This window comes from Enterococcus sp. AZ163, from assembly GCF_050498925.1.
Taxonomy (GTDB): Bacteria; Bacillota; Bacilli; order Lactobacillales; family Enterococcaceae; genus Enterococcus_A; species Enterococcus_A ferrettii.
Window position 1 is genome coordinate 289,181 of the sequence record NZ_JBIPAO010000002.1, and the last position, 24,521, is coordinate 313,701.

A 24,521-nucleotide genomic window follows, 5' to 3' on the forward strand; every position below is an offset into this window, starting at 1 on the left:
AGTATACTGACCATCATAACATACGAATCTCTTTATTTTCAGTTGTTAGCTAACCTTTTTAGAAATCAAATAGTCATGGAGAAAATAGATACCTAAACACAAAAGGAACAATAATCCCGATACAGATAACTGATTAAAATCTGGCGGATAAACATCACTAAACGAGTTAAACCCTGCATGAAGCAATATACAAAGTAAGGTACTTTGATATTTATTCCAAATAAGCGTAAGCAAAAGTGCTAAGCTGAAAACCCACAAAGCGAAAACGAGGAAATTCATTTTATCCTGACCCGATCCTGTTACTAACCACAAAGGAAGATGCCAACACAACCAAATAGCAGCTACGAAGCAAGTAGAGATAAAGCGTGAATATTTTTTCTGCATCTCTGGAAGCAAATATCCACGCCAGCCAACCTCTTCTAATCCTCCACCAAAAAAGATCATGATAGGTAACTGTTGCAAAGCTACATAGACTGGGGCCACTTGCTTGCTAGTACCCAGAAGCACTGGGAAAAAGCAAAATGCCCAGGCTAAGAAACCCACTAATAAATAAGCTGAGATCGGCTGCTTGATATTAGCAATACCATGCTTGAACTGATGATATTCTTCTTTTGAAGCGTATTTTCTCTGAACGATCCAGGCGCTAAACATCGGACTGGCAGCTCCTAAGCTATATAGAGAAAGTCCGATTGGTGAAAATAATTCAATACCAGCAGTTTTTATCAAAAAAAACTACTAAAAGCCAGCAACTCCACGAAATAGCAAACGTTAAAATAAGATATCTTAGCATGTTGTTCAATTTCATCTGCCTCCTTGATGGTCAACTATCTCTACGACTTCTTTTACAGCTTTCATAAATACTGCTGGCTCCTCCATGTTTGGACTATGGGCTGAATTCTCAAAAGTATAAAATCCCTTTTTAGGAGCGTCTACCCTTTCGTAAAATTCTTTGGCCAGCTCATAAGAAACTTGATAATCATACTTCCCATGTAAAAAATAAACAGGCACATCGACTTTAGGAACAGTTTTCACTAGATTATCCTCCGAATAATCAGGTGTATCCAGTTGTTGGTTAGAAATGGCCATTCCCTGAATTGCTTGCCATTTCTCCTTAGAGGTATACCCTTTAAAGAACAACAAGTTCTTCAGCAATTTCATCGTAGCCGGACCGTCATGTCGAATTCCCACTCCGTATTCTTCCAATAACATATTATACGCTGGTGCCTCTGGGTCAAAAGTAGCTAGTTTTTTCAGGGCTTTTTGATCATTCTTTTCTTTGGCTTGATCACGCAAATATTGATAAGCTCGTTTTTGTCCTTCCTTTTGATGGATCACTTGACCAACTCCCAGATAAGCTACATAGTTTTCCGGATACTTTTGAGCAGTTTTGAGACCAATATAAGAACCAAATGAATGTCCCATCAAAAATATTTGCTGTTTATCAAAGCGTTTTTGTAAATATTTCGTTACTTCTACTGTGTCTTGAATTAAGTTACTGGTAGTTAATGTTTCTTTTTTCAGACCCTTGGGATTCGACATACCAGTTCCCCTCTGATCCCAGTAACAAACGACGAATTCTTTCTCCAATCGGTCTTGAGTTTCCCATGCATGCGACATAGCAAACTCGGGCGTTCCAGGTCCACCATGTAAAAATAATAGGACGGGCTTGGTTTTGTCTTCGCCTCGAATGAACATCCCCTGCTGTACACCACCAATTGACATAGATTTTTTCTCATTAATACTGCTAGATATAGGTTGGCCTTCCGTATCAGTTAATTGAGGTGTTTTTCCAGGACTGTTCACAAGTAGAATTAGCAATGCGCTAATCATTAAAATCACAATTACTCCTAAAATAATAGCAAAAAATCTTTTCACTCTCATCATTTCTCCTCCACTTCATATAGTCATTATAATTACTAATTTACCATAGACTTAAAATAAGCAATCAGACTTTAGATGTAGAAAAAGCACAATGCAAGAAAATTTCTCATGCATTGCGCCTTTTAATTATATAAACGATCTTTTAATCATTTATTTCCATTCCGTATTTGCTACAAACTTGACTTTTGTATTTTCTGAAGAGTAGGCATAATACGCTTAGTCTGCTAGGAATGATTATGGATTGATTTTTCACTAGCAGCTTGCTGGACAGTAATTTGTACCAACGTATCAGACCTTATTGCATTGTAGGTGACTCCAGCGGGCATAAGAAAACATAATTGCGTAAAAAACGGTCTTGCATCTTTTCAAATTACATTAAAGAGCCCCATTAATAAAATGATTGAAGGGTTTCATTAATCGAAAAATTTTCACCGCTTCACCAACAAAATCCTGAGATGACAGCAGGACTTCATCTGTCAGATTGTAAGATAAGTGCCAACTTTTATGCTTTAACCATTCCGCTAACTCACTATCCTTATATTCCTCAAAGCCACGTGGAATTCTTTTTAATTTCGTGCCTAATACTTCGAAGGTCCTTGCAAATTCTGGCTGGTTAATGATGCTCAAAAATTCTTCTGGTTTGCGAATAATTCGAGTTCGAATGGCATTCGTTACCTCTGACATGCCATCCGCATAAAAACCTCCGCCAAGAAACGAACGATCTCCTGGCATTAGAAAAAGGTAATAACCTACCGGAATAAAATCTTTGCCATTGGGAGCAATGTTGGCTCGAAAAGCCGGCATGTATGGTGTTTTATCTTTAGCGAATCGAATATCTCGATTCAATCGATACGTTAGATTCTTTGGTTCATGTAATGAGATTGTTGCGTCCATCTTCATTAATTCAGCGTTTAGCTCATGGACTAGCTGTTCAAACATTTGCAAAGCAGCTAGGCGTTCCGGTTTATGAGCATGAAACCATTCCCGATCATTGTTTTGCTGCAGCTCGCTTAAATAGTAAAATATTTTTTTCATAACTTCCCCCATTTTTTCTATTATCTCCTAAAAATTCATCCATTTTACTGAAGTGTACCGAAGTTTTTAAGTTTTTCAATAAATGTCAGCTTTTTTAAGGTAAGCGGCCTATCTAGCCTTAGTTTTTAAAGAAATCCAACTTCCTTAATCCACCTCTGCTTGTGAAAGACGATGCAGAAATTGGTTAAAGATCTCTTGTTCATTTCCTAATTGTCCAAAGAATCGGCAATCAATTTCCTCAACAATTTTCATGGCTTCCATCATCAGTTGGGTACCCTCATCAGTTAGCTGAACAGATTTTGCTCGTGCATCCTCAACAGAGAGAGCTCGTATTACTAATTTCTTCTTCTCAAGATTCTTAATAATTGTTGATATAGTCATCACATCAATATCCGAGGTGTCAGCAATATTGACTTGAGTAATCTCCTGATCAAACTGAGCTAAATAACCTAAAGAAGCAATTACCACAAACTGAGGATGCGTTAAATCAATCTGCGACAGAGCAGCCTTGATTTGTCGATGCCAAATATTATAAACTCGGATGAAAGAAAAGCCGACTGAATGATCTGACCCACCTTGATATTTTGATGGAAATAGACTCATCTGGCTGCCTTAATCAACGCAAAGACCGATGCTGGCACATCAGAAAAAATACCGAGCAAGAATTGACTGTCTTTCACATTCTCCTTATGGTAAACTGCTTTGAACTCTACTGAATGCCGAATACAGGTTTTTTCTCCTAGTCTTTCCAGTTCGTGATGGAATGAAATAGTTCCAGCATGTGGAATAGTTGTTTCATCAGTAAAATATTCATTTGTTTTGACTGAAGTTAATGTAAAAGCCATTGGTGGTTGTCCATCTAACGTCATTTCACCCGTCGTTCCGGTTTCGAATGCTCCTTCTAAAGAAATCTTTTGCAAATCATCTTCCCATTTATACCAGTTGTTTACTTCAGCATAGTATGGCCAAATTTGTTCCGGTGTTAATTCTGTCTCAACTTCAAAGCTAAATTTCATCGTCATTCTCCTTTTTAATAAGCATACTTATAATATATACACTTATTAAAATGAAGTCAATCAATACTTAAGAGGTTTATCGAAGAAATGCCTTGAAATAGGATCTAAACTTCTATTTCTCTGAACAAACAAAAGACCTGTGACTTCTTAGGTCACAGGTTCCGACAAACAAATAAGTGGTGTGGCTGAAGCAGATCCTTTGGAAGTAAGCCAAATTAATCATAAAATAAGGACAAGTCATTTTCGAAGTATCATTCCTATTTTTTAGTGCTTGTGCTTCTGTCGCACTCTTATATAAATGGCAGTTGATAGAAGTTTTTTTAACTTCTAATACACTCTTGAAATATGCAATGTTAAGTATAGCAACTCATCTTGATTCACTGAAGCATCCATTTCTTCTTGGACATACTCTTTGATCTTTACGGCTGCCCGATATTCTTTAGGAAAGCGTTGCTTCACTGAAGCTAATAAAAAATCATCTTTTTCTGGAAGTTCTTCTTTTTTTATCATCCGGGCAATGAAAAACTGCAAATGAGTAACAAATCTTAGATAGAGCATGGAATCCTTGTCAATTTGCTTTTCAGGAAATAAATAGCTTAACATGGTCAATATATCCTTTAGAGCTCTCACGGAAAGCATAGTTTCTTCCATATTCGTTTGCTCACTTTGAGCATTTACAATATGAAAAGCAATGTTTCCAGCTTCTTCTTCTGGCAACTGAACATTCATCTTTTTGTTAATTAGTTCAATAGCGTAGCAGCCCACTGCAAATTCCTTTGGATAATACTTTTGAATTTCAATCAGCAAACGATTTTGAAAAACAATACCCTTTTGACTGCGTTCAATCGCATACTTCAAGTGATCAACCAGCGTAAAAAATAAACTTTTATTCAGTTTAAAGTCAAACCTGCTGTTAGCATAATCAATAATTCGTTTCACGCAAATAATTAGATCATCCGAAGCATCCTCAAACAATTTGATGTAATCCTTTTTTAGAGCGTCAGAAAGTGAATCTAATTTAAATACTTTTTGGATTTTATCAGCTGGAACAAGATCGCCTTTCTTGAGTTGAAATCCGATCCCTTTTCCCATTAATATCACCTCTTTGCCTTGTTTATCTAAGCAAAGAATTAAACTATTGTTTAACGTTTTAGCTACTCTCATTAGATTCACCGCCCCCTCTAAGCTAAGCCATTTCGAGCAATTAATTCTTGGTACCAAAAGAAACTTTCTTTTCTCATTCGTTTTAATTCTTTAAGGTCCCCATCCGTTCGGTCAACATAAATAAATCCGTAACGTTTATTAAAACCTTGATGAGTACTGACAACATCAATCGCTGACCAAGGCATATAACCAAAGACATCGACACCATCTGTTAAAGCTTCCTGAATAGCCAAAATATGTTTGGCTAAATAATCAATTCTATCCTGATCATTGATTCGCCCGTCTTCATCCACTATATCTGGAGCTCCGTATCCATTTTCGGTAATTAAAATAGGTAAATCATACCTGTCATATAGTTTTCTTAGGGTTAGTCTCAATCCAGTAGGGTCAACTACCCAGCCATAGGGCGTTTTATCAACATAAGGATTCTCTGCTGCTCGGTAGACGCCTTCTTCCCCCAACATAATTTGTTGATCCCCTGCTCTAGCGGAGACGTCTGATCCATCATTCTTACTAGCAGCGATCGTGGCAGTTGAATAGTAATTAATCGCAATAAAATCGGGTTTTCCGGAACATAATATTTCCTGATCCTCTGCTTCAATTTTAGGATATAATCCGCGATCATTCAAATAGTTTTCAAACAAATAATTGTATTTCCCACGAACTGCTGCATCCAAGAAGGACCAGCCTCTTAATGTTTCCCAATTATGGGCTGCAATTGCATCTTCCGGACTTGAAGTAGCCTGATACATAGCAGTCAAATTGATAGCTGGACCGATTTTTCCTTTAAGATTCAACTGATGGTACAAGTGAATCACTTTAGCTTGAGCCAATAAAACATGGTGGTTAATTTGAAAGAGTTCTTTTTTTGAAGGCAGCTGTCCACTAAGTGGTAGACCGATTGCACCAGGATGCAGGATCATGGTGTTTTGTTCGTTAATCGTTAACCAATAGTTTACCTTATGACCGTATTCATGAAATAGTATTTTTATATAATCGACGAAATGTTCAATGGTCTCCCGATTTAACCAACCACCTTGTTCCTCTAAAAAATAAGGTAAATCGAAATGGTACATGGTTACGATGGGTTCAATTCCCTGATTCAAACATTCATCAATAACTTGATGATAAAAAGAAATCCCCTTCTGATTCACTTTGTTGTTTTCAATATCCATGATCCGAGTCCAAGCGATGGAAAAGCGAAAAGCCTTCAAACCCAATTCTTTGAACAGTTGAATGTCCTCTTTATAGTGATGATAAAAATCCGAGGCTACTTCAAAGTTGGCTACCCCTTCTGTATGCTGATACTTGTCAATAATTGATGGCTGCTTTCCATCTTCTTGATAAGCTCCTTCTGCTTGGTAAGCACTAATGGAGGCTCCCCATAAAAAATTCTCTGGAAATGCTGAAAGCTGTTTGTACTGCACGAAAATCCTCTCCTTAACTAATTTGCATCAATGGTTCGTGTTCCTTTAAGTTTCCAGTTGTTTCACTTATTACTTCATAATTTTCACTGTTGGTCACCACAACGATCACTGTATCATCGTAGCCCGCATTTCTAATGGAATCAAAATCGGTGTCAATTAGCAACTGTCCTGCTGAAACCTGATCCCCTGCTTTTACGAAAACTTCAAAGGGCTTACCTTTGAGATTCACTGTGTCGATCCCAACATGGATTAATAGTTCAATTCCATCTTTTGAACGCAAACCAATAGCATGCTTAGATTCTAAAATAGTGATAACTTCTCCATCAACTGGTGAATAAATGCTATTTTCTTCCGGATGAATGGCGACACCTTTTCCTAGTAAACCTTTAGAGAAAACGGCATCGTTAACTTCAGAAATAGGATAAATACTTCCTTTTACTGGACTTTCAATGATGATTGATGATTCCGCTGAAGCCTGTTCTAATTCATCGGAAGTGTCATCAAATCCGATTAGATAAGCAATAATAAAGGTTGCAACAAAAGCAATCACACATGTAATAATTGCATGAACAATATTCATCGGATTCTCACCAATGAAAGCAGGCAATGCTGCTAAGCCTGGTGAAACGAAAGCATATCTTACCAAACCGCTCAAGCCAGCATATAAACCAGCGATCGCACCACCAATCATTGAAGCCACCAATGGTTTTTTCAGCTTCAAGGTTACTCCATAAAGTGAGGGCTCAGTAATTCCCATTAAAGCAGTAATTCCGGTAGAAACAGCTAGCTGCTTTAACTCTTTGTTTTTCGTTTTCGCAGCCACTGCAAACGTAGCCCCAGACTGGGCAATGTTGGAGGCCAACATCCCTGGTCCATTGATCATTTCTGAACCATTGCTGCTTAGCTGCATAGTAGCAATTGGTGTCATGGCCCAAGCTGTTCCAGTTACAACAAGGAAAGGTTGTAAACCACCCATTAAAAATGGAATTAACCATGCTGCCTTACCGTTAATCCACTCAGCTCCAACTGCTACAAGATCATTTAGTAGCGTTCCGAATGGTCCAATAACTACTAACGCCAACGGTCCCATGATCAGAAAAACCAGCATTGGTTTAGTAAAGAACTTGATAAATGAGGGTGAAATCCGATCGGCAAAGGGTTCCACATAGGACATAATCCAAACCGTGAAAATAATTGGTAACACCGACCCAGCATAATCAGCAGCCAATACCGGAATTCCTAAGAAAGAAACCGCATCACCAGTAGAAAAAAGCTGCGAAATATTAGGATGAAGCAAGATACCGGCAACTGTAATCGCCAAAATTGGACTGACATCAAACTTTATTGCAGCCCCATAAGCTAAGAGTACCGGCATAAAGTAAAAGGCTGCATCAGCGATCGTATTCAAAATGATGTAAGTTTGACTGCTATCTGATAGTACACCAGTCAAAGTCAAGACTGCTAAAATAGCTTTTACCATCCCAGCACCAGTGATTGCTGGAATCATTGGAGTGAAAGTAGTCGAAATAACACTAATCAGTCTTGAAATAATACTTTCCTGACTATCAGAAGGTTTTTTCTGCTTAATAGAGTTACCAACCGCTTTTTGAATTTCTTTAAAAGCAGTTTGGACTTCATTGCCAATGACAACTTGGTACTGACCACCACTATCAACAACACTAATCACACCCGAAGTTTTTTCTAAAGCTTTAGTATCAGCTTTTTTCTTATCTTTGAGCTCAAAACGTAATCTAGTTGCACAGTGGGTTAAACTGACCACGTTTTCTTTTCCTCCAACATGCTGCAATACATTTTTTCCTACTTCTCTGTAATCCATCTTTCTCTCTCCTTTAAACAGTAAAAAAGACCAAGTCAAACCACGCCTCAACCAAAAAATTGAAGTGTTAGTTTGTCTTGGTCTTGCCTGCGTAATCAGTAACATGCCAATAACGTTATTTTGCTGTAATCGAATAATAGCATATAATGATAGCGCAATCAATAAGAAATTTAAATTTATTTGTTTTTCGTTTTATCATTTATTCTTAACATAACAGTTAAATCACATCAGCGAATGTATATCTACGCATACTTGCTGCTAAAATGAGTACGTCTAGTACCAACCATACCAGTAAAACCATTCCTACATAGCTGGCGGGAAATTCCCAAAATTGTGAGAGCATTGAAAACGCAGATAACGGATCACACAGCTTCAACCACTCTGCTTTTGGAAACAATTGGTGAATTTGATAAGTGAAGGATGGAATAAAAAGCATCCCTACCATGTAGACAGTAATGGTAATACTTGTTTTTTTAGTAAAAACCAATAAGCAATAACCAATTGCAATCATTCCAAGATATAAAGGCATTGATAGAATAATTTGTACGAGCATTCTCAAAATGAAGACTAAATTAATTCCACCAAAACCATACAACAGAACGCCCAATGCTGTACTCGCTGCTAAACAAACGATAGTGTACACTAAGCAGCAAAGAAACCCAGTAATGCACTTTGCCAAAAAAACAATCCTTCGATTAGCAAAGTAGGACAAAGTGTTTCGAATAGTTCCAGTTGAGTAATCTGCTCCTAAGACAGCCGTTGCAAAAGCAAGAATAAAGAAAGGAAATAGACCATCGTCTCGCATTTGCTGGATAAAATCAGCACCATTTACTGGCAAAGATCGAGCCGTACTTGCTGCTGATTGTACGCCGATTCCACCAGTAGCGCCACCAGAGTTAAACATATTTAAGCCAGTAATAATAATAATCACTACACCAGCCAGCAATACATTTCGAACCGCATTTCCTTTGCCTAATCTAAAGAACTCTGCTTTTATCAAATTTACCATTGCTTTTCTCTCCTTATGCTGCATTAATTACACTGACAAAATAGTCTTCTAAGTTTATTTTTACTTCGTTTGATGAATAGACCTTAATTCCATTGGAACTAAGTGTTTCGATAACGATTGAAGGATCATCAAAAAAGCTGAATAAATGAATCTCCTCTTTAGAAACAACTTCGAAATTCGTATTGTCCAAAGCTGAGCGGATGATCCCTCCCGCCGTTTGTGCATCGTCAACCTTAACAGAAATAAATCCGCGGATATCCTCTGCTAATTCCTCCTGAGTAAATTCCTTGAGCATTTTGCCTTGGTGAATAATGCCGTATCTGGTGGCAATATGTGCCAGTTCAGACAAGATATGACTAGAAATCAGAATAGTTGTTTGGTACTCTTCATTCAATCGCTTAATCAGGTTTCTAAATTCGATCATTCCAGTTGGGTCCAAGCCGTTTATCGGTTCATCCAAAATTAAAAATTCTGGGTTTTCCATAATTGCTAAGGCCAATCCCAACCTTTGCTTCATTCCTAATGAAAACTGATGGAATTTCTTCCTGCCGGTATCACTAAGATTCACCAGCTGCAATACTCGTTCAATTTCATTTTCATCAACCAGGCCTCTTTGAATCCAGTAGTACTCCAAATTTTCCCGCGCAGTCATTTTAGGAAAAAAAGCTGGAGTTTCAATCATGGAGCCAATTCTTGTTCTAGCCTGCTGCAGGTCATCCGCTTTACTGCTACCAAAAAGTTCAATTTCTCCACATGAAGGTAATATCAGGGAGGTGATTAACCGCAGCAATGTGGTCTTCCCGGCCCCATTTTCACCAATAAATCCGTAAATCTCGCCTTTTCTTATCGTCATATTTATTTCACTTACTGCCATTCTTCCTGTATAGGATTTTGACAGCTGGGTAGTTCTTAAAATCGTCTTCTCCATAATTTCTCCTTTTTCGTTTAAAATTCGTGAATCTTGTAATAAGGAATGATGCTCCGAAATCGATTCTAATAACAACTCTTCCTTATTGTTACTATATACAATGAACCTTTAAGGAACCTAAAATTACTATCTTTCATTGTGCCAAAAGGCGAAGAGTAAATTGAAAATAGAATGGATCGAAAAAACAATGCGCAGATCTCCTTTTTTTAAAAGCCATTAGATACACGAAAAGCAGTCTAAATCGACTGCTTTTCTCCACTTGATTAACGAAGCAATGTGCCGATATCTTTTTTCGCTGCATTTTTAGCTGGCAGCCAACTGAAGATAATCCCTACAACAACTGACAAACCTGCTGCTAACAGTACCGTAAATAGATCAGGTTTGACTGACAATGGAGTAATCATACTGACTAAAACTCCAAAAAACATGCTAAACAGATCGCCGATGGTACCTCCAGCAATGTCAACGTTACTCCTTCCAATAGAAATTGTTTCACGATATTTCCTTTCGTTGCTCCCATGGCACGACGAACGCCAATTTCTTTGGTTCGTTCTGAAACCGATATATAAATCATATTCATCCCTACTAACCTAAGCTTGATTGAACCTTGAATTTCCATAAAAAAAGACTGTAGATCAAATGCTACCGCCTTTTTCTACAGTCTTATCAGTTATTCTCTTTTCAATATCAGATGAAGAACAAACTCAGTTTCTTCATTTACTTTGCTAGTGACAGAAATCTTTCCATTTAGCTGTTCAACAATATTCTGCGCAATCGACAAGCCTAAGCCATAACTACCCTCATATTTTTGCCGAACCTCATTCGTACGATAAAAACGCTCAAAGACTTTCGGTAAATCCTCTTCAGCAATTCCGGCGCCGGTATTTTTAAAACGAATGATGCATTTTCTTCCAGACTCTTCCATCTTCACTTCAAAGGTTCCGCCGTCATTGGTATACTTACACGCATTATCAATAAAGATTTCAAACAATTGAATCAGTGATACTTCGTCTGTTTTCGCAGTAATATTGAATAGCTCCTGCTTAACTGTCACTTGTTTTGAATCAAATTTTTCTTGATAATTATTGAGTGCCTCCTCCAATAATCTATCCACTCGAACCTTCGTGAAATTTAGTGGTTCGAACATATTGTCCGTTTTAGCTATCGTCAACAATTTATTTATCAAGCCGGTCATACGTTTCGTTCCCCGGGAAATATTGTCCAGCCATTTGATCTGATCTTCGATAGTATCTTCTTTACTGGAATACAGCACACCAACATTAGTGGAAATAATACTCAGAGGCGTTTTCAGTTCATGGGAAGCATTTGCGATAAACTGTTTCTGAGTATGCCAAGCTTCTTCCAACGGCTTCATCGCTCGATTGGTAAAATAAATGATTACTAAGTAGAAAAAGATCAGCAAACCAATTCCGACAATCAGCAAAGTCATCGCTAGATTTTTTAAACTTTTTTTCGAGTCAGTGACATCAAGGAAACGAATCAAATAGGTTTCATCTTCTTTCCCAATATTTTTGTCCTCTTCATCGTAATTTAAGGTGGCAATTGCTGGAGCTACCACATATTGCCAATCACGATTACCGAATCGGGTCACACCACCTTCTTGATTTTTCCAAGCAATTTTCGCAGCCTTGTTATAATCTTTTTTAGAAAGCTTAATTGCAGAATCAATCATGATCGGCTTTCCAGCCTTGTCTACCAGCATGTTAAAATATACCCCTCCGCCAGGAACAATTCGATCAATTTGGAGAGCTTCTTCTTCGCTGTCATCAAAATGAACCTTACCGCCAGTAATTTTTAGTTCCTCTGCTTGATTTAGCTTCTCAAAGTTGTCCGATTGAACTCTTAAATAGGTGGTTAGAAAGATAGCTAAAAACGCCACAATCAAGATAACTGTCACAAAACCGGTAGTCATCGCAATTAATCGGCGTCTAAATTTTTTAATCACTTTGTCGATCCTCCGAAAATTTCAACATATAACCTAAATTACGAATCACCTTAATTTGCGTACAGCTGTCTGCCTGCTTCATCTTTCTTCTTAAAAGTGAAATGTGCATTTCTACATGGTTAGATTCAGCATCGGAATCATAGCCCCAGACCTTTTCAATAATTCTATCTTTAGAAGAAAGCTGCGGATAATTGTTCATCAGAAATTCCAAAATATTTGCTTCCTTCCTAGTCAGACTGATTTCCTGTGTTTCCGTTATCAGATTCAGAGTATAGGGATTTAATTCAAAATCTCCCAAAGCAAGGACACCACCTTCTTTGTATTCACTCTTCTTCCGACGCCATAGTGCTTTCAAACGTGCCAAAAGCTCTTGATAATGAAATGGTTTGCTCAAATAATCATCTGCTCCCAACTCTAGCCCTTCAACCTTATCTTCCAGCTCCCCTTTAGCCGTAAGCATCAGAATCGGGATGTCGACCCCTTCTTCCCGAGCCTCCTTTAAAATCGTTAATCCATCTTTTTTCGGCAGCATAATATCTAAAATAGCCAGATCATATATTCCAGAAACTAAACAGTCTAACCCATACTCTCCTTCCTCGGCTATATCCACAGAATAACCGTTTTTCCGCAGAATTTGAGCGATTGCTTCAGCTAACATAATTTCATCTTCAACTAAAAGAAGTTTCATTAATTATTCTCCCTTATAAATATAGCTAGTGTTCTTACCTTATTATAACGTATCAAACTAAAATGAACCTTGAATCAAAGCAACTTTTAACTACTAAAAAACGCTCGATAACTGTTTTTTTTATTTATTACTCTTTTCTTTTATCAATTAAAGCTTCGCTAAAGGTTCGGCTCTTAGAATCAGAGTATAAATTATAGAAATGAGGTCATTGTCATGAATAAAAAGAAATCCGATTATTCTTCAAAAGGACGCTCTGGTAAAAGCTGGGGCAGCTTCCTACGAACGATTCCCTTTACAATACGTGTAGTTATTCTAACTGTTTTGATTGGTTTATCACTAGTCTCCTATAATATCGGGAGAGCCGTTTCTGGAGCAAAAGCAGAGGCTGACCTGCATGCTTCAAATGAAAAACATCCGGTGACTTCTGAGGATGTAAAGGTGCGTAGGAATAATGGAAAATGGGAATTTTCATCTGATGATGGCGTTTCTTGGACTCGCACACCACCAGAAGATATTTATGAGGATAAAGACGGTCGACTGCGCTACAAGAATTCTCTATCCAAAACTATCACTAAGGATCCCGAGGACGATGTCTTCAAATTCCCTTTCGATGATAAAAACGGCAAAGGAATCGTGATGAAGCAAGAAGATGGCAAATGGAAATTCTCTTCCGATGGCGGAAAAACTTGGACTGAAGAGGTACCTGAAGGCGTGGAGGTCGATAAAGACGGAACACTAACGTGGAAAAGCGAAGACGGAAATAAATTATCTGAATTTAACTCTGAAGAAAACAGCTGGAAATACTCTGAGGACGGCGGGAAAACATGGTCTGATCCATTAAAAGATGTCGAAGATTGGTTGAAAAATGGCTTCACGGTTCCAGTAGAAGGCGGAGTCTCCATGAAATTCCAAGACGGCAAAATTTTTTACTCCACTGATGGTGGGAAAACTTGGTCAGAAGAAGTACCTGAAGGTTTTTCAGATAAAGTAAAATCAGTTATCACAAAGCAAACTGAAGATGACAAAACACTGTATTCAACCGATGGCGGCAAGACTTGGTCAGAAGAAAAACCAGAAGGCTTTGAAATTCCTAACATCGACGACATTCTAGATTCTATCCCGGATGAATTACTGCCGAAAGAAGGAAAAGACGATTTTAGTAAAGGCCAAGTAACTTCGGTCTAACAAAAAAACAAATACCATTTACTATTTGATGACTGGTTAATCTTCCCCCATTCAACAGACTACGAACCATTATCTGATACGAATGCTTATATAAAATAGCTTTCGATTCCAGGACAAGAAACAGTTAGTCTTGGAATCGAAAGTTTTTTAACGCAAGTATTTATTTAGAGCCATAAGATATCTATTAGCAGATTCATTCGCACCACTCATTTGCAGCACCACATTTTTCCCTTTTATACTATCAGCTATTTTACGGCAAGCAATCAGTGTTGATCCGCCTGCTCCTTCAGCGACATTATGGGTATAGGTGAACGCATAAGCAATTCCTTCCATCAGCTCTTCTTCACTTAACAAAATAAAGTCCGTTAAGTGATCCTTATAAATATCAAAGGTCAAATCAAATCCAGCACCAGTTGCAAAACCGCCTGCAAAGGTTTTATTTTCAGCCTGTGTAATTTCGCCTTTTTTCCACGACAAGTAAGCAGCTTTTGAAGCTTCAGCCTGAACAGCATAGATTTCGACTGAGGGTTTTAGTGCTTTGAAAACAGTCACTGCAGCAGCTAATTCACTACCACCGCCAATTGGAAGAATGATGACATCGATATCCGGAAGCTGTCTAAGTATTTCGGTAAATTCAGTTCCTACACCGTGAATTAAATGCGGTTCATTCGCCGCATGAATAAAGCGATACTGATTTTCCTTTTGCAGCTTTTGTCCATAGGCAGCAGCTTCCTCAAAATGTTCACCTGCTTCCACCAAAGTTGCTCCAGCATCCTTAATTAACTGATTCTTCTCAGGAGAATTACGTTTCGGTACCACGATAATTGCCTCTAGACCAAAAAGTTGTGCAGATTTAGCAACCGAAATACCATGATTTCCCGTACTGAAGGTAATAACTCCCGGTACTTCCTCTTTTTTCAGCTGATGCATAATATTGATGCCACCTCGTATTTTAAAGCTGCCACCCATGTTTTGATTTTCATGTTTAACATAAACGCTGGCCCCAAACAGCTCACTCAAATTTTGATAATGCAGCAGCTGTGAGGGCTGCATATACTGGTAAACAACCTTTTCTGCCTGTTGAATCCCGTCAATTGATACTTGTGTATTATCGTCCATTTATTCTTCCTCCTACCACTTTTTATAAATCCGAACCCCTTTTTATTTGAATGCTTACACAATGTTTATCTAAAAAGTACCGATTCTATGCTGCTATCGATTACCCACTTTTTTACTTCGGAAACACATTAGAAAAAGCGGAAGTATACATTATACTTAAGTTCTTGCTATCAAGCAAAATATATTTATTTTAGTTTTCTTCTTAGCCATTTACAATAGTTTATTGAAGGATTCAGTTGAACTATCGGGTGTTAAGATCTATTTCTTATAAGAAGGCTTGTCATCAACTGAGAATCTTTTTCAACATCGACTATTTCAGAATCAATATTTAATAACTCAAAATCAAGAATGCTGTTTAATCGCAACTAATTTTTTATCCAGCTATAGTGGTTGAGATTAGAAAGTTTAATTTCGTAACCTATTTAGCCCTCGGACAGTCCTATTATTTACGTTTGTTAATCTAAAAAGGTAAACTCCTTAAAAATTATGTTTTTTTTAAAAAAACATTTACTTTACTAAGTATAATTCATAGAATTGTTTATATAGACAGGAGTGATAGCATGGATAGTATTGATTTAGAAATTATCGCTGAACTAAAGAAGAATGGGCGTTTATCTGCTTCACAGATTAGCAAAAATATTAACCTATCTGTCCCAACCGTTTCTGAGAGAATGAAGAGACTTGAAGCAACCAATATAATTGAAGGCTACACGATTAAGGTCAATCGCAAAAAGAACAACGAGAATCTTTTAGCCTTTATTTTAGTAAATTTAGATGGCAGCAAGATTTCTGAGGGTTTCAAGAAATTAGTATCTGCTAACAATGCTATTCTAGAATGTCATCATATCGCAGGAGCTTATGATTACCTTTTGAAAATTGCATTAGAAGATACAACTGCGTTAGATAATTTTTTATCTAACGTATTAAATAAGTCGAACGGAGTACGAAATTCAAACACAATCATTGTATTAAGCACCTTGAAGGAAGAGATGAACACATGACAAACATAACTAGCTTATTTAAAGGCTTACGTTTTGGAATGGTTTTACAATTGGCTGTTGGGCCGGTTTCTATAATGGTTTTTAATACGTCTACGTCTAAAGGTTTGGGTAACGGTTTGTTAGTTAGTTGGGCTGCAGTATTAGTAGACACTGTCTTTATCTTTTTATCCTTTTGCGGTATTTCTTCAGTGATAGATAAGCCTAACATACGCTTTTTTATAAAAATCATCAGTGGACTTGTTTTGATTTTATTTGGTTTGAATTCACTAACAACACTCCTAAAATTTTCGCTTTTTCCAGATTTATCTATATTATCAAGTATTACAAGTACTAATCCATTTTTAAAAGGAATTCTTTTGACCATTTCAAACCCTTTAACGATTATTTTCTGGAGTAGTCTTCTAACAAAGCAAGTAATCGAAAACCAATATAATAAGAAAGAATTATTCCTGTTTGCGACTGGGTGTATCTTGGCAACAATCCTTTTCTTATCATTTATTGCAATTTTAGGAAACTTAGCTACCCAATTTTTATCAGAGTTAATCATCACTTACTTGAATGCTTTAGTTGGTTTAATACTTTTATTTTTTGGAATTAAGTTGCTTTTTAACTGATACGATCAATACAATATTCCTAAGATCATAGAGTAAGTTATCTGTCAGAGGTCTTACAATTGTTTTGTAGCTTAACATTCTTTATTCCATTCAAAAAGTTTAACTAAAAAACATTTAAGGTACAGGTATCTCAATCTTTGTTCCTTTCACTGGCATTTCTGATTTACCATCAATTGAAAAATACAGCGGCAGCCCTTCAGCCAATACAGGATACGGCACATCATTAGGGTTTTGCCGTTGATGGTGAATGTGTAAATGTGGTTCAGAGGTCGATCCGCTGTTTCCAATACGACCTAGTTTTTGTCCAACCGTTACTTCAGCTCCCACTTCTACCAAAACTGAACCTTTTTTCAAGTGGTTCAGAAGAATATACGTACCAGTTTCCTTTACCTTTATATAAACATGGTTTCCTTCGATAGTGATAAACTCTTCCGTTCCCGCTGGAATATCCTGCTCCTTATCCTTCGCAACAACAACTGTTCCTTCAACTGGTGAGAGTACTGTTTGATCGTAAATTCCATAGTCTGAAAGTTCAGATGTTTCAACTTCATAAGGTTCCATTACTAAATCATAGGCCCACATCGCATGTGGGATATTTTCTGCCATTTTATTTCCACCCCAACCGACAATCGTGTTTTTTTCAAAAGGAAATGCGACTGTCAAAGCTGGCTTTGTTCTGTTCACATTTGTAGGATAGGGAATAGTAATCTTATTCATTGTCACTAAAATGGGACTGATTGTCAGAACACTTAATAGCAGAGAAATACACATTGCTAGATTTCTACTTTTCTTTCTAAAGATCAATAAAAGCAAAATTATCAGAAACAAAAACAGACCAATTATTGGTTGAACTAGTTTTATAAATGCCCAGCTGTAAGCACTAATAAGATTTCCAAAAAATAAAGACCCTACTAATACTGCGAGTAAAACAATCCAAATAAAATTTCTACTTCAAATTCTTCTTATCATGGTAAGGCTCCTATCATTTCCGTCAACATTTGGTCAAATACAATAATCTACAAAAAATGAACCACTTGTATAAAGCTTACCACACTCACGAACGACAAAAACCATGCTTTAGGCTGACTACTTTTAAAAAAAATAATTAGGAAGTTTTGAACTGCTGCTACAAAAAAAATTAAGGACTAATAAATTTCTCAATCCAAGACAGTCTTTATATACCATCTTCTGTCTGCTGAGTTGTCTTTCACGAAATTACATGAACTAGTTCAAAAAAATTCGATATTAAAGCTGCCAAAGGATCATCCGCTGAAACTAATAGTAAGGCACTACATTTAAATAATGTGATTTGGAAAAATGCTGTCCTTTAATTGTTGAAAAGACTTAAAAAAGAACATGTTAGTAGTTTATCACCCCAATATGGATGATCCATTTGAAGAGACCTATTTTATCAAAACAAGCGCAACTCTTTATCCAAAAGACGTCATAAAATTCTTTTCTAAAGTGAATATATTCTTAGTCTGCAATTTTGTCTATATCTCTTATTTATTCAGATTCTTTCTTCACACTTATAGGAACAAAACTTATAATCCATATATATGAAAATCCATGCATTAGTATAAAATATTATTTTTCATTTTTTTAAATTTCCCCTTGACATCAACGAACTTGTTTTATATTATTTTTATGAAAACATATTACACCACAAAAATCTAAAAAATGAATATATCAGAAATACTACTAAAAATAGAAATTTTCATTTTACAGCGAAACTAACTTTAAACAAAATGAAAACGCATAAAAGAGGGAGCAGCCATTATGACAACTACCGAACTTCACACCAGACAGGTCTTCAGCATGAGAAACAGAAAAAATTGCGAGCTAAAATTCACCGAATTCTATCAACAATCTGGAGATGTAGGCCATCTTGTTCAAGCGGCCGTAGCAGCGATGGTTCGTAACGCTTTTTATGTTGGTGATTTCTCTTATGTAGCAAAGGACTTGATTCGCAAGGTATTTTTGAACGGTGAAGTTCCAGCTTCAGCGCGTCATTTGTGTATCTATTTTGAAGATTATTTCAGTACTGCCGAGTGGAATACCGTCCTTGGCCACCTATACAAAAATCAGGCAGAATATAAACAACTGACTGAGGTGACTCGCTTGCGTCTTGAACGCCTGCGGCCAGCTCTTACCTCTGGCGTACAATCCGGCGAACGAAAACTGAATTTAAAAGCCGCCTTCTTAGATGAAAATGGCAAGATGCATACTTGGGGTCTCAGCAATGTCGTATCTAACCTATCTTCAAAGGATCATATGGAGCTTCTAAATATCTTAGGCGAATTGACTATTTTTCACAAAAAAGGGCTGCGCCAATTTACCAAAGTTGTTTGGGTGGATTTTGCTATTGACGAACGCTATCGTAACTTTGATATTCGAAATGAAAACGATCCATTATATGAATCTAAGAAATCATGTGATGAACAGGCGGAAGAAATACCAGTTAAGGAATACTCAAAAAAAACAGCCAGAACAAATAACGTCACCGGAGAAAACTCGAACGCGACTCAGTCGACTTCATCTGTCCAGCCCCCTGTTGATCAACTAGATCATAGGACCCCGTTGAAGAAGAAAAAGATTGGTAAGACCCCAACGGATCGAATGCCCAGTTGGAAGAACTTAACTGCTTATGGTAAAAAGCCGAAAGAGGAGCGAAACCTCGAGATAGAAAAAGCCCTAAGAAAAAAAACCGGCAAGAAAAAGAATCGCAAACGAAAATAATTCTGTCAGTATAGATCTATGAAGATTTCCTATGATCAGTTTTTTCGCAATAGCTATAATGGTTTATGTTTTTTCAAGTAGAGGATTGTGATCAGTTCGTATCAAAAGCTTTTCCAATCATTTCCATTGTCTATGGAAAATAGACTGACAGATTAGTAGAACATCAGCTATAGGTATTTTCAAGTGATTATTCTGTTGTTTACTGGAAAGAAGGCACATGAAAATAAGCCTATTTTTCTAAAGGCCTAAAATTATATTGGCGAAATTATTTTGAAATGGCTGAGATGAAATCCTTTGCTGTTTTCTTAGAGGTATTTTGAAAAGGTTGATAATCTTATCTGTTTAATTCTGTCTTTTTGGATTCATAAGAAAGGTCAGCTGCTGGATACTTTGACTAACAATTGATGAATTAATAATCAAATAAGTGTTTGAAGCTCCAGCGTTCGGAAATTTCAAACGTTTATTTAGGTGGCAATAATCTGAATTTAGAGTCCTTGAAGAGCTTAAGATAAACCAATTCATTTTCCAATCATGCTTCAACTATCAACTTATTATGTCAAAAAAAACCAATGAACGGACAGCGATCGCCCTTATCATTGGTTCATTCATAAAAAACTCTATTTCCTCATTATTCAGACAGTGCACAAATTCTTTTGATAGTATTCCTTTTCTCATCATACACAAAATCATTTGCTAGTAACACACCATTGGATTGGGCATTCTCTTTATCCGGCTGAACGATGATTGCTTCAGCTTTTTCTTCGTTGGCCATTATTAAATCTACTAGTAGTCTAACGATTTCTTTGCCATACCCTTTGCCAAGAAATTCTTCCTCTCCTATCAAGTAATCAATACTAAATACCTTTCCAGGCTCCTTCACATGGTACCAGTCTTCGAGATCCTTTGCAGCAAACACATCATAATACTGGCAAAAACCAATAGCCTTTTCTTGCGACATCACAATAAAATGATTTAGCCAATGATACTCCTCGTGACGCTGACTAATTTCAGTCAACCAATCCTCTGCATCAAGATACCATTTGATAATATAATCTTTTTCCAACCAATTCTCCATTAGCTCACTATCACTATCTTCAAACGTTCTAAGTCTAACCTCTTTAACCATTGAAAAATTCCTTTCTTTTTTAGAATGGTGAATCTGTTTATTTAATTTCGAAAATGCTGCCGGCTTTCTTTAGCTTCAATTTTTCATAGTACTTATCTACTCCGCTTAACACATAGATTTCTGTTTTAGGAAATTCAGCTTTTACCTTGGTCATCAATAAATTGCCGTACCCTTGTCCTCGATATTTTTGATCCACTAATAAATCATACACATAGACTCCATTTCCATAATCATTATGACACCGGATATAGCCGCAAAGTGACTCGTCTTGTATTAGAACATAAGAGATTGATTGGTCAAGTGCTTCTTTATATCGTGTAAATCGATCATCATCCGAGCACAGCCCTCCTTACTAAGTAGTGAAAAAAGAGCCTGTTCATGTGCTAGCTGGTATCTTTCTATTGCTAAGTCTTTTCTAATCATTCTAAGTACCACCTCTTGTGAAATTTATTGAACTTCAGTACCTTAGGAATAAAAGAATGCACTCTACTTCAGCTCATTCTTAGCTGTTCAAAGTCAGACGCGAGGCAGTCAACCCCATTTTCTGATAAAATTTAATAGCTTGAAGATTATTAGCTAATACCTCCAGCTCAAGATAGGCTAAACTTTTCGAAGTCTGCCACCGTTTTGCCGCAGAAACCAGCTGCTTACCTATACCCTTTCCCCGATATTTTTCCAGAACAAACAAATCGACAATCTGTCCAAAGGTATGCGCTGCAACCGAAGGATAATTTGGTGTTTCTGCTATAGCTAAATGAATAAAGCCGCCAATACTATTTTCATATTCAGCCAGGAAAAGTGTGTGGGCAGGCTGCTCCATAATCCACTTAAGATACTCTCCGGTTTCAATAGCAGCTATGCAATATTTCGGCTGCAGCGAAGCATTGTAGCAATAAAATTTTGTATATAAGTCGCATAAAAGCGAAATATCTTTAGTCGTTGCAGCTCGTATATGCATAAGCAAACTCCTTCTTTTATGTAATTTTCTTCGATTCTAAGGCACAACCATAGAATCGAAGATCACTGCTTAAATCCTCTTAAATATTAAAGTTCTCTCGAATTTGCTGAATAATTTCCTAAAAAAGAAAATAGAATTCCTAAGAATAAGCAAGGGATAGCACTTATTAATACACTAAACCAAAGCGGTTCACTACTGACCAACAAGTTGGTCAAAAATCCACCAATAATTCCCAATAGAAAGAAAAGTGACACTGAATAAAAAATCGACCATCTCATCCGCAGCTGAACTACAGTAACGATCCAAAGCAGTGACAACCAAATCAAACTAATCGGCAAAGCCGTTGACAGAAAGAATGACTGATTTATATAGTTTGATACAAGCAACACTCGATCTAATAATCCTGAAAAGGCTATTATTAAAAAACTACCTCCACCGACTAAGACTATTGGCGACCATAGATTTCTTTTTCCAAACAGGTACACTAATGCATCGATACTTATTAATGAAAGCAGTACAATCAAAGACCACGTAAGATTCTGATTTAATGCAAAATTGATAATCAGGCAAAGCAGCATGCTCACTCCTGTAATACTATAAAAAATTGTTCCCCACATTTTTTTATTCATCGTTTTCTCAATTCCCTTCACAACATTTTGGTCTTCTTTTAATAAGATATCCAAAGAGAGCTGATACAAATCGCTCAAAGCAATCACCGTTTCTAAATCTGGATAGTTCTTATCCCGCTCCCAATTAGATATTGCTTGACGGGAAACATACAGCTGCTCAGCAACCTCCCCTTGTGTTAGGTTCAGCTCCTTGCGTCGCTCCTTAAGTTTTTTCCCAATGGTCATTTTATGTTCCTCCTTGTTTCCACCCTAGCAAAATGTTGTGAAGATGCCTATCAAGTATCTCTTGCATCCTTGATATAAAGGGATTTATTGTTTATTCATTCAATCATATCAAATTTTCTCCTTCAGTGCTTAATCTTCTTACAGGAAACATTTGGCTAGTAAATTGAGTCAGAGTTTCTTTGACAATCAATCAGTCAGAGGAATCTATACTGGAACTTTCAATCCTCAGTCTATTCGATGAACCTTGAATGAACCTTGTTTGTTTAGCGAAAGAAGTGACATTCTTTGGGTATGAATGTCATTGACAAATGAAAATCTAAATCATATAATACATTCATACCGTATGAATGTTTAATGAAGGAGAAAACTATGGCCAGAAACAAACATCCTGAAGTCACTGTTGATCGAATATTGGAAGTATCTAAACGACTCTTTCTTGAAAAAGGATACGACAATACCACCATTCAAGATATTGTCAATGAACTAGATGGCTTAACAAAAGGAGCAGTTTATTATCATTTTAAGTCAAAAGCAGAAATAATGAATGCCCTTGAAGACAAAATATTTTTCGACAATGATCCGTTTGAAGCAATAAAAAAACATACAGAATTAACTGCGCTTGAAAAGATTCGATTAGTTATTAAGCAAAATAAATCTGATGAAGACCAAATGGAATTAATGAAACAATCGATTCCCCTTCTGGAAAATCCACATGTACTAGCAAAAAGCTTAGACACTAACCGCCGGATTCTATTTCCCCGTTGGCTGGAGCTGATTGAAGAAGGGCAAAAAGATGGGTCGATTCAGGTAGAAAACGCTCAACCACTTGCAGAGTTTTTGGTTTTACTTGATTTTTGGTTCATACCTTCTCTTTTTCCGGGAGGAAATGAGGAATTTTACCAACGATATCTTTTCATTACTGAACTATTGGATAAAATGGGATTACCCATTAGAGACGAAGAAATGGAAGTTTATGTCATGAACTCCCCACTCTTTTCTGATCAAGAGTAAATAAAATTGTCTTTTACAGGGCAATTTTTATTTTAGCTATATACATTCATTCGGTATGAATGTAAAACTTGTTGACCTATTTCATTGGTCTATAAAATTCTAAGGAGGAATTTATCGTGTCGAATTCAACCCCTGCTATTATCGTGTCATCGCTAAAGAAAAGCTATCGGGACAAGACTGTGCTAGAAGATGTCACCTTCTCTGTCCCCAGCGGAACAATCTATGCTCTACTTGGTTCAAATGGCGCAGGAAAAACTACAGTGGTCAAAATTTTGTCTACTCTTTTGAAACCAGATAATGGAAACGCTATTATTAATGGATTTGATGTAATAGATCAAGCAGATGAGGTTCGAGAGTGTATCAGCTTAACTGGCCAATTCGTTGCGGTAGATGAGGTTTTAAGCGGTCGAGAAAATTTGAACCTGATCGGTCAACTAAAAAGACTACCTAATGTCAAGCGCAAAACAGATGAGTGGCTTTCACTTTTCAACTTGACTGATGCTGCTGATCGTAAAGTGTCCACCTATTCAGGAGGAATGCGACGAAGATTGGATATCGCGATGAGTCTGTTAGGCAATCCTGACGTACTCTTTCTTGACGAACCGACAACCGGACTTGATCCGCAAAATCGGATCGCTATGTGGGAATTGGTAAAACAACTTTCGTTGAAAGGAACTACAGTGTTTTTAACGACGCAATATTTAGAAGAAGCTGAATATCTTGCGGACAACGTTGCGATTCTTCATAAGGGACGGATTCTGGTTGAAGGCACTCCGCAATATCTTAAACAGATTATGCCTGCTCGAGGTGCTAAGCTAAACTTCGATAATGAAAAACAAGCAGCCAAAGCGGTTGAAATTTTGAATGAAAATAATATTGAAGTTACCAACCTGGAACAAAGCCTACCTTCATTAGAAGATGTGTTTTTGACCTTAATTGATGAGAAAATGGAGGATAATTAGA

Annotated in this window: 26 protein-coding genes; 6 read left to right on the plus strand and 20 right to left on the minus strand. The window is 37.0% G+C overall.

Going from position 1 to position 24,521, the window contains the following annotated elements:
• Positions 1–45: 45 nt before the first annotated feature.
• The 14 genes from IGI46_RS19820 to IGI46_RS19885 all read right to left on the minus strand — a co-directional run bounded on the left by IGI46_RS19820 (position 46) and on the right by IGI46_RS19885 (position 12,951).
• Positions 46–651 carry a CPBP family intramembrane glutamic endopeptidase gene (locus IGI46_RS19820; protein ID WP_429965031.1) on the minus strand — a complete coding sequence of 202 codons (606 nt, stop codon included), beginning with the start codon at positions 649–651 and terminating at the stop codon, positions 46–48.
• 150 nt (positions 652–801) lie between these two features.
• Positions 802–1,881, minus strand: a complete 1,080-nt coding sequence (locus tag IGI46_RS19825) for an alpha/beta fold hydrolase (protein ID WP_429965030.1) — start codon at positions 1,879–1,881, stop codon at positions 802–804.
• A gap of 375 nt (positions 1,882–2,256) precedes the next feature.
• Positions 2,257–2,916, minus strand: coding sequence for a DUF2461 domain-containing protein (locus tag IGI46_RS19830; protein ID WP_429965029.1), 660 nt, complete (start codon positions 2,914–2,916; stop codon positions 2,257–2,259).
• 144 nt (positions 2,917–3,060) lie between these two features.
• Positions 3,061–3,519, minus strand: coding sequence for a MarR family winged helix-turn-helix transcriptional regulator (locus tag IGI46_RS19835; RefSeq protein ID WP_429965028.1), 459 nt, complete (start codon positions 3,517–3,519; stop codon positions 3,061–3,063).
• The gene (locus IGI46_RS19840) at positions 3,516–3,932 is read right to left on the minus strand and encodes a hypothetical protein (protein ID WP_429974108.1); all 417 of its coding nucleotides are present in this window, start codon (positions 3,930–3,932) and stop codon (positions 3,516–3,518) included. Before IGI46_RS19840 ends, IGI46_RS19835 begins: the two co-directional genes overlap by 4 nt.
• Before the next feature lie 327 nt (positions 3,933–4,259).
• Entirely contained in the window at positions 4,260–5,096 is an 837-nt protein-coding gene (locus IGI46_RS19845; RefSeq protein WP_429965026.1) for a PRD domain-containing protein, read from the minus strand.
• Positions 5,097–5,113: 17 nt separating this feature from the next.
• Positions 5,114–6,523 carry a glycoside hydrolase family 1 protein gene (locus tag IGI46_RS19850; protein ID WP_429965025.1) on the minus strand — a complete coding sequence of 470 codons (1,410 nt, stop codon included), beginning with the start codon at positions 6,521–6,523 and terminating at the stop codon, positions 5,114–5,116.
• A gap of 13 nt (positions 6,524–6,536) precedes the next feature.
• A complete protein-coding gene (locus IGI46_RS19855) occupies positions 6,537–8,360 on the minus strand; it encodes a beta-glucoside-specific PTS transporter subunit IIABC (RefSeq protein WP_429974109.1) in 1,824 nt (607 codons plus the stop codon).
• 217 nt (positions 8,361–8,577) lie between these two features.
• Positions 8,578–9,369 carry an ABC transporter permease subunit gene (locus IGI46_RS19860; protein WP_429974110.1) on the minus strand — a complete coding sequence of 264 codons (792 nt, stop codon included), beginning with the start codon at positions 9,367–9,369 and terminating at the stop codon, positions 8,578–8,580.
• A 13-nt stretch (positions 9,370–9,382) separates the two neighbouring features.
• Positions 9,383–10,297, minus strand: coding sequence for an ATP-binding cassette domain-containing protein (locus IGI46_RS19865; protein ID WP_429974111.1), 915 nt, complete (start codon positions 10,295–10,297; stop codon positions 9,383–9,385).
• 263 nt (positions 10,298–10,560) lie between these two features.
• The gene (locus IGI46_RS19870; protein ID WP_429974112.1) at positions 10,561–10,725 is read right to left on the minus strand and encodes a hypothetical protein; all 165 of its coding nucleotides are present in this window, start codon (positions 10,723–10,725) and stop codon (positions 10,561–10,563) included.
• Positions 10,707–10,916 carry an ABC transporter permease gene (locus tag IGI46_RS19875; RefSeq protein ID WP_429974113.1) on the minus strand — a complete coding sequence of 70 codons (210 nt, stop codon included), beginning with the start codon at positions 10,914–10,916 and terminating at the stop codon, positions 10,707–10,709. Before IGI46_RS19875 ends, IGI46_RS19870 begins: the two co-directional genes overlap by 19 nt.
• Positions 10,917–10,967: 51 nt before the next feature.
• Positions 10,968–12,263 carry a sensor histidine kinase gene (locus IGI46_RS19880; protein WP_429974114.1) on the minus strand — a complete coding sequence of 432 codons (1,296 nt, stop codon included), beginning with the start codon at positions 12,261–12,263 and terminating at the stop codon, positions 10,968–10,970.
• A complete protein-coding gene (locus IGI46_RS19885) occupies positions 12,256–12,951 on the minus strand; it encodes a response regulator transcription factor (RefSeq protein WP_429974115.1) in 696 nt (231 codons plus the stop codon). Before IGI46_RS19885 ends, IGI46_RS19880 begins: the two co-directional genes overlap by 8 nt.
• Positions 12,952–13,164: 213 nt before the next feature.
• Here IGI46_RS19885 and IGI46_RS19890 point away from each other — a divergent pair, with 213 nt between their 5' ends.
• A complete protein-coding gene (locus tag IGI46_RS19890) occupies positions 13,165–14,136 on the plus strand; it encodes a sialidase family protein (RefSeq protein ID WP_429974116.1) in 972 nt (323 codons plus the stop codon).
• Between the two features lie 147 nt (positions 14,137–14,283).
• Here the strand turns inward: IGI46_RS19890 and IGI46_RS19895 are convergent, their stop codons facing one another.
• Positions 14,284–15,255, minus strand: a complete 972-nt coding sequence (locus tag IGI46_RS19895) for a threonine ammonia-lyase (protein ID WP_429974117.1) — start codon at positions 15,253–15,255, stop codon at positions 14,284–14,286.
• A gap of 560 nt (positions 15,256–15,815) precedes the next feature.
• Here IGI46_RS19895 and IGI46_RS19900 point away from each other — a divergent pair.
• On the plus strand, positions 15,816–16,256 hold the full coding sequence (locus tag IGI46_RS19900) for an Lrp/AsnC family transcriptional regulator (protein ID WP_429974118.1): 441 nt from the start codon (positions 15,816–15,818) through the stop codon (positions 16,254–16,256).
• Positions 16,253–16,870 (plus strand): LysE family translocator, encoded by a 618-nt coding sequence (locus IGI46_RS19905; protein WP_429974119.1) that lies wholly within the window; start codon positions 16,253–16,255, stop codon positions 16,868–16,870. The genes IGI46_RS19900 and IGI46_RS19905 overlap by 4 nt, the downstream gene beginning before the upstream one ends.
• Before the next feature lie 114 nt (positions 16,871–16,984).
• Here the strand turns inward: IGI46_RS19905 and IGI46_RS19910 are convergent, their stop codons facing one another.
• Positions 16,985–17,587 carry a M23 family metallopeptidase gene (locus tag IGI46_RS19910; RefSeq protein WP_429974227.1) on the minus strand — a complete coding sequence of 201 codons (603 nt, stop codon included), beginning with the start codon at positions 17,585–17,587 and terminating at the stop codon, positions 16,985–16,987.
• Positions 17,588–18,649: 1,062 nt separating this feature from the next.
• Here IGI46_RS19910 and IGI46_RS19915 point away from each other — a divergent pair.
• Positions 18,650–19,609 carry a hypothetical protein gene (locus IGI46_RS19915; protein WP_429974120.1) on the plus strand — a complete coding sequence of 320 codons (960 nt, stop codon included), beginning with the start codon at positions 18,650–18,652 and terminating at the stop codon, positions 19,607–19,609.
• Positions 19,610–20,237: 628 nt separating this feature from the next.
• Here the strand turns inward: IGI46_RS19915 and IGI46_RS19920 are convergent.
• The 4 genes from IGI46_RS19920 to IGI46_RS19935 all read right to left on the minus strand — a co-directional run bounded on the left by IGI46_RS19920 (position 20,238) and on the right by IGI46_RS19935 (position 22,547).
• Positions 20,238–20,735 carry a GNAT family N-acetyltransferase gene (locus tag IGI46_RS19920; RefSeq protein ID WP_429974121.1) on the minus strand — a complete coding sequence of 166 codons (498 nt, stop codon included), beginning with the start codon at positions 20,733–20,735 and terminating at the stop codon, positions 20,238–20,240.
• A 37-nt stretch (positions 20,736–20,772) separates the two neighbouring features.
• Positions 20,773–21,078 (minus strand): GNAT family N-acetyltransferase, encoded by a 306-nt coding sequence (locus tag IGI46_RS19925; protein WP_429974228.1) that lies wholly within the window; start codon positions 21,076–21,078, stop codon positions 20,773–20,775.
• Between the two features lie 159 nt (positions 21,079–21,237).
• A complete protein-coding gene (locus tag IGI46_RS19930; RefSeq protein WP_429974122.1) occupies positions 21,238–21,693 on the minus strand; it encodes an N-acetyltransferase family protein in 456 nt (151 codons plus the stop codon).
• Positions 21,694–21,779: 86 nt separating this feature from the next.
• On the minus strand, positions 21,780–22,547 hold the full coding sequence (locus IGI46_RS19935) for a helix-turn-helix domain-containing protein (protein WP_429974123.1): 768 nt from the start codon (positions 22,545–22,547) through the stop codon (positions 21,780–21,782).
• A 369-nt stretch (positions 22,548–22,916) separates the two neighbouring features.
• Between IGI46_RS19935 and IGI46_RS19940 the strand changes: the two genes are divergently transcribed.
• Entirely contained in the window at positions 22,917–23,558 is a 642-nt protein-coding gene (locus IGI46_RS19940; RefSeq protein WP_429974124.1) for a TetR/AcrR family transcriptional regulator, read from the plus strand.
• Between the two features lie 116 nt (positions 23,559–23,674).
• Positions 23,675–24,520, plus strand: a complete 846-nt coding sequence (locus IGI46_RS19945; protein WP_429974125.1) for an ABC transporter ATP-binding protein — start codon at positions 23,675–23,677, stop codon at positions 24,518–24,520.
• Position 24,521 lies beyond the last annotated feature (1 nt).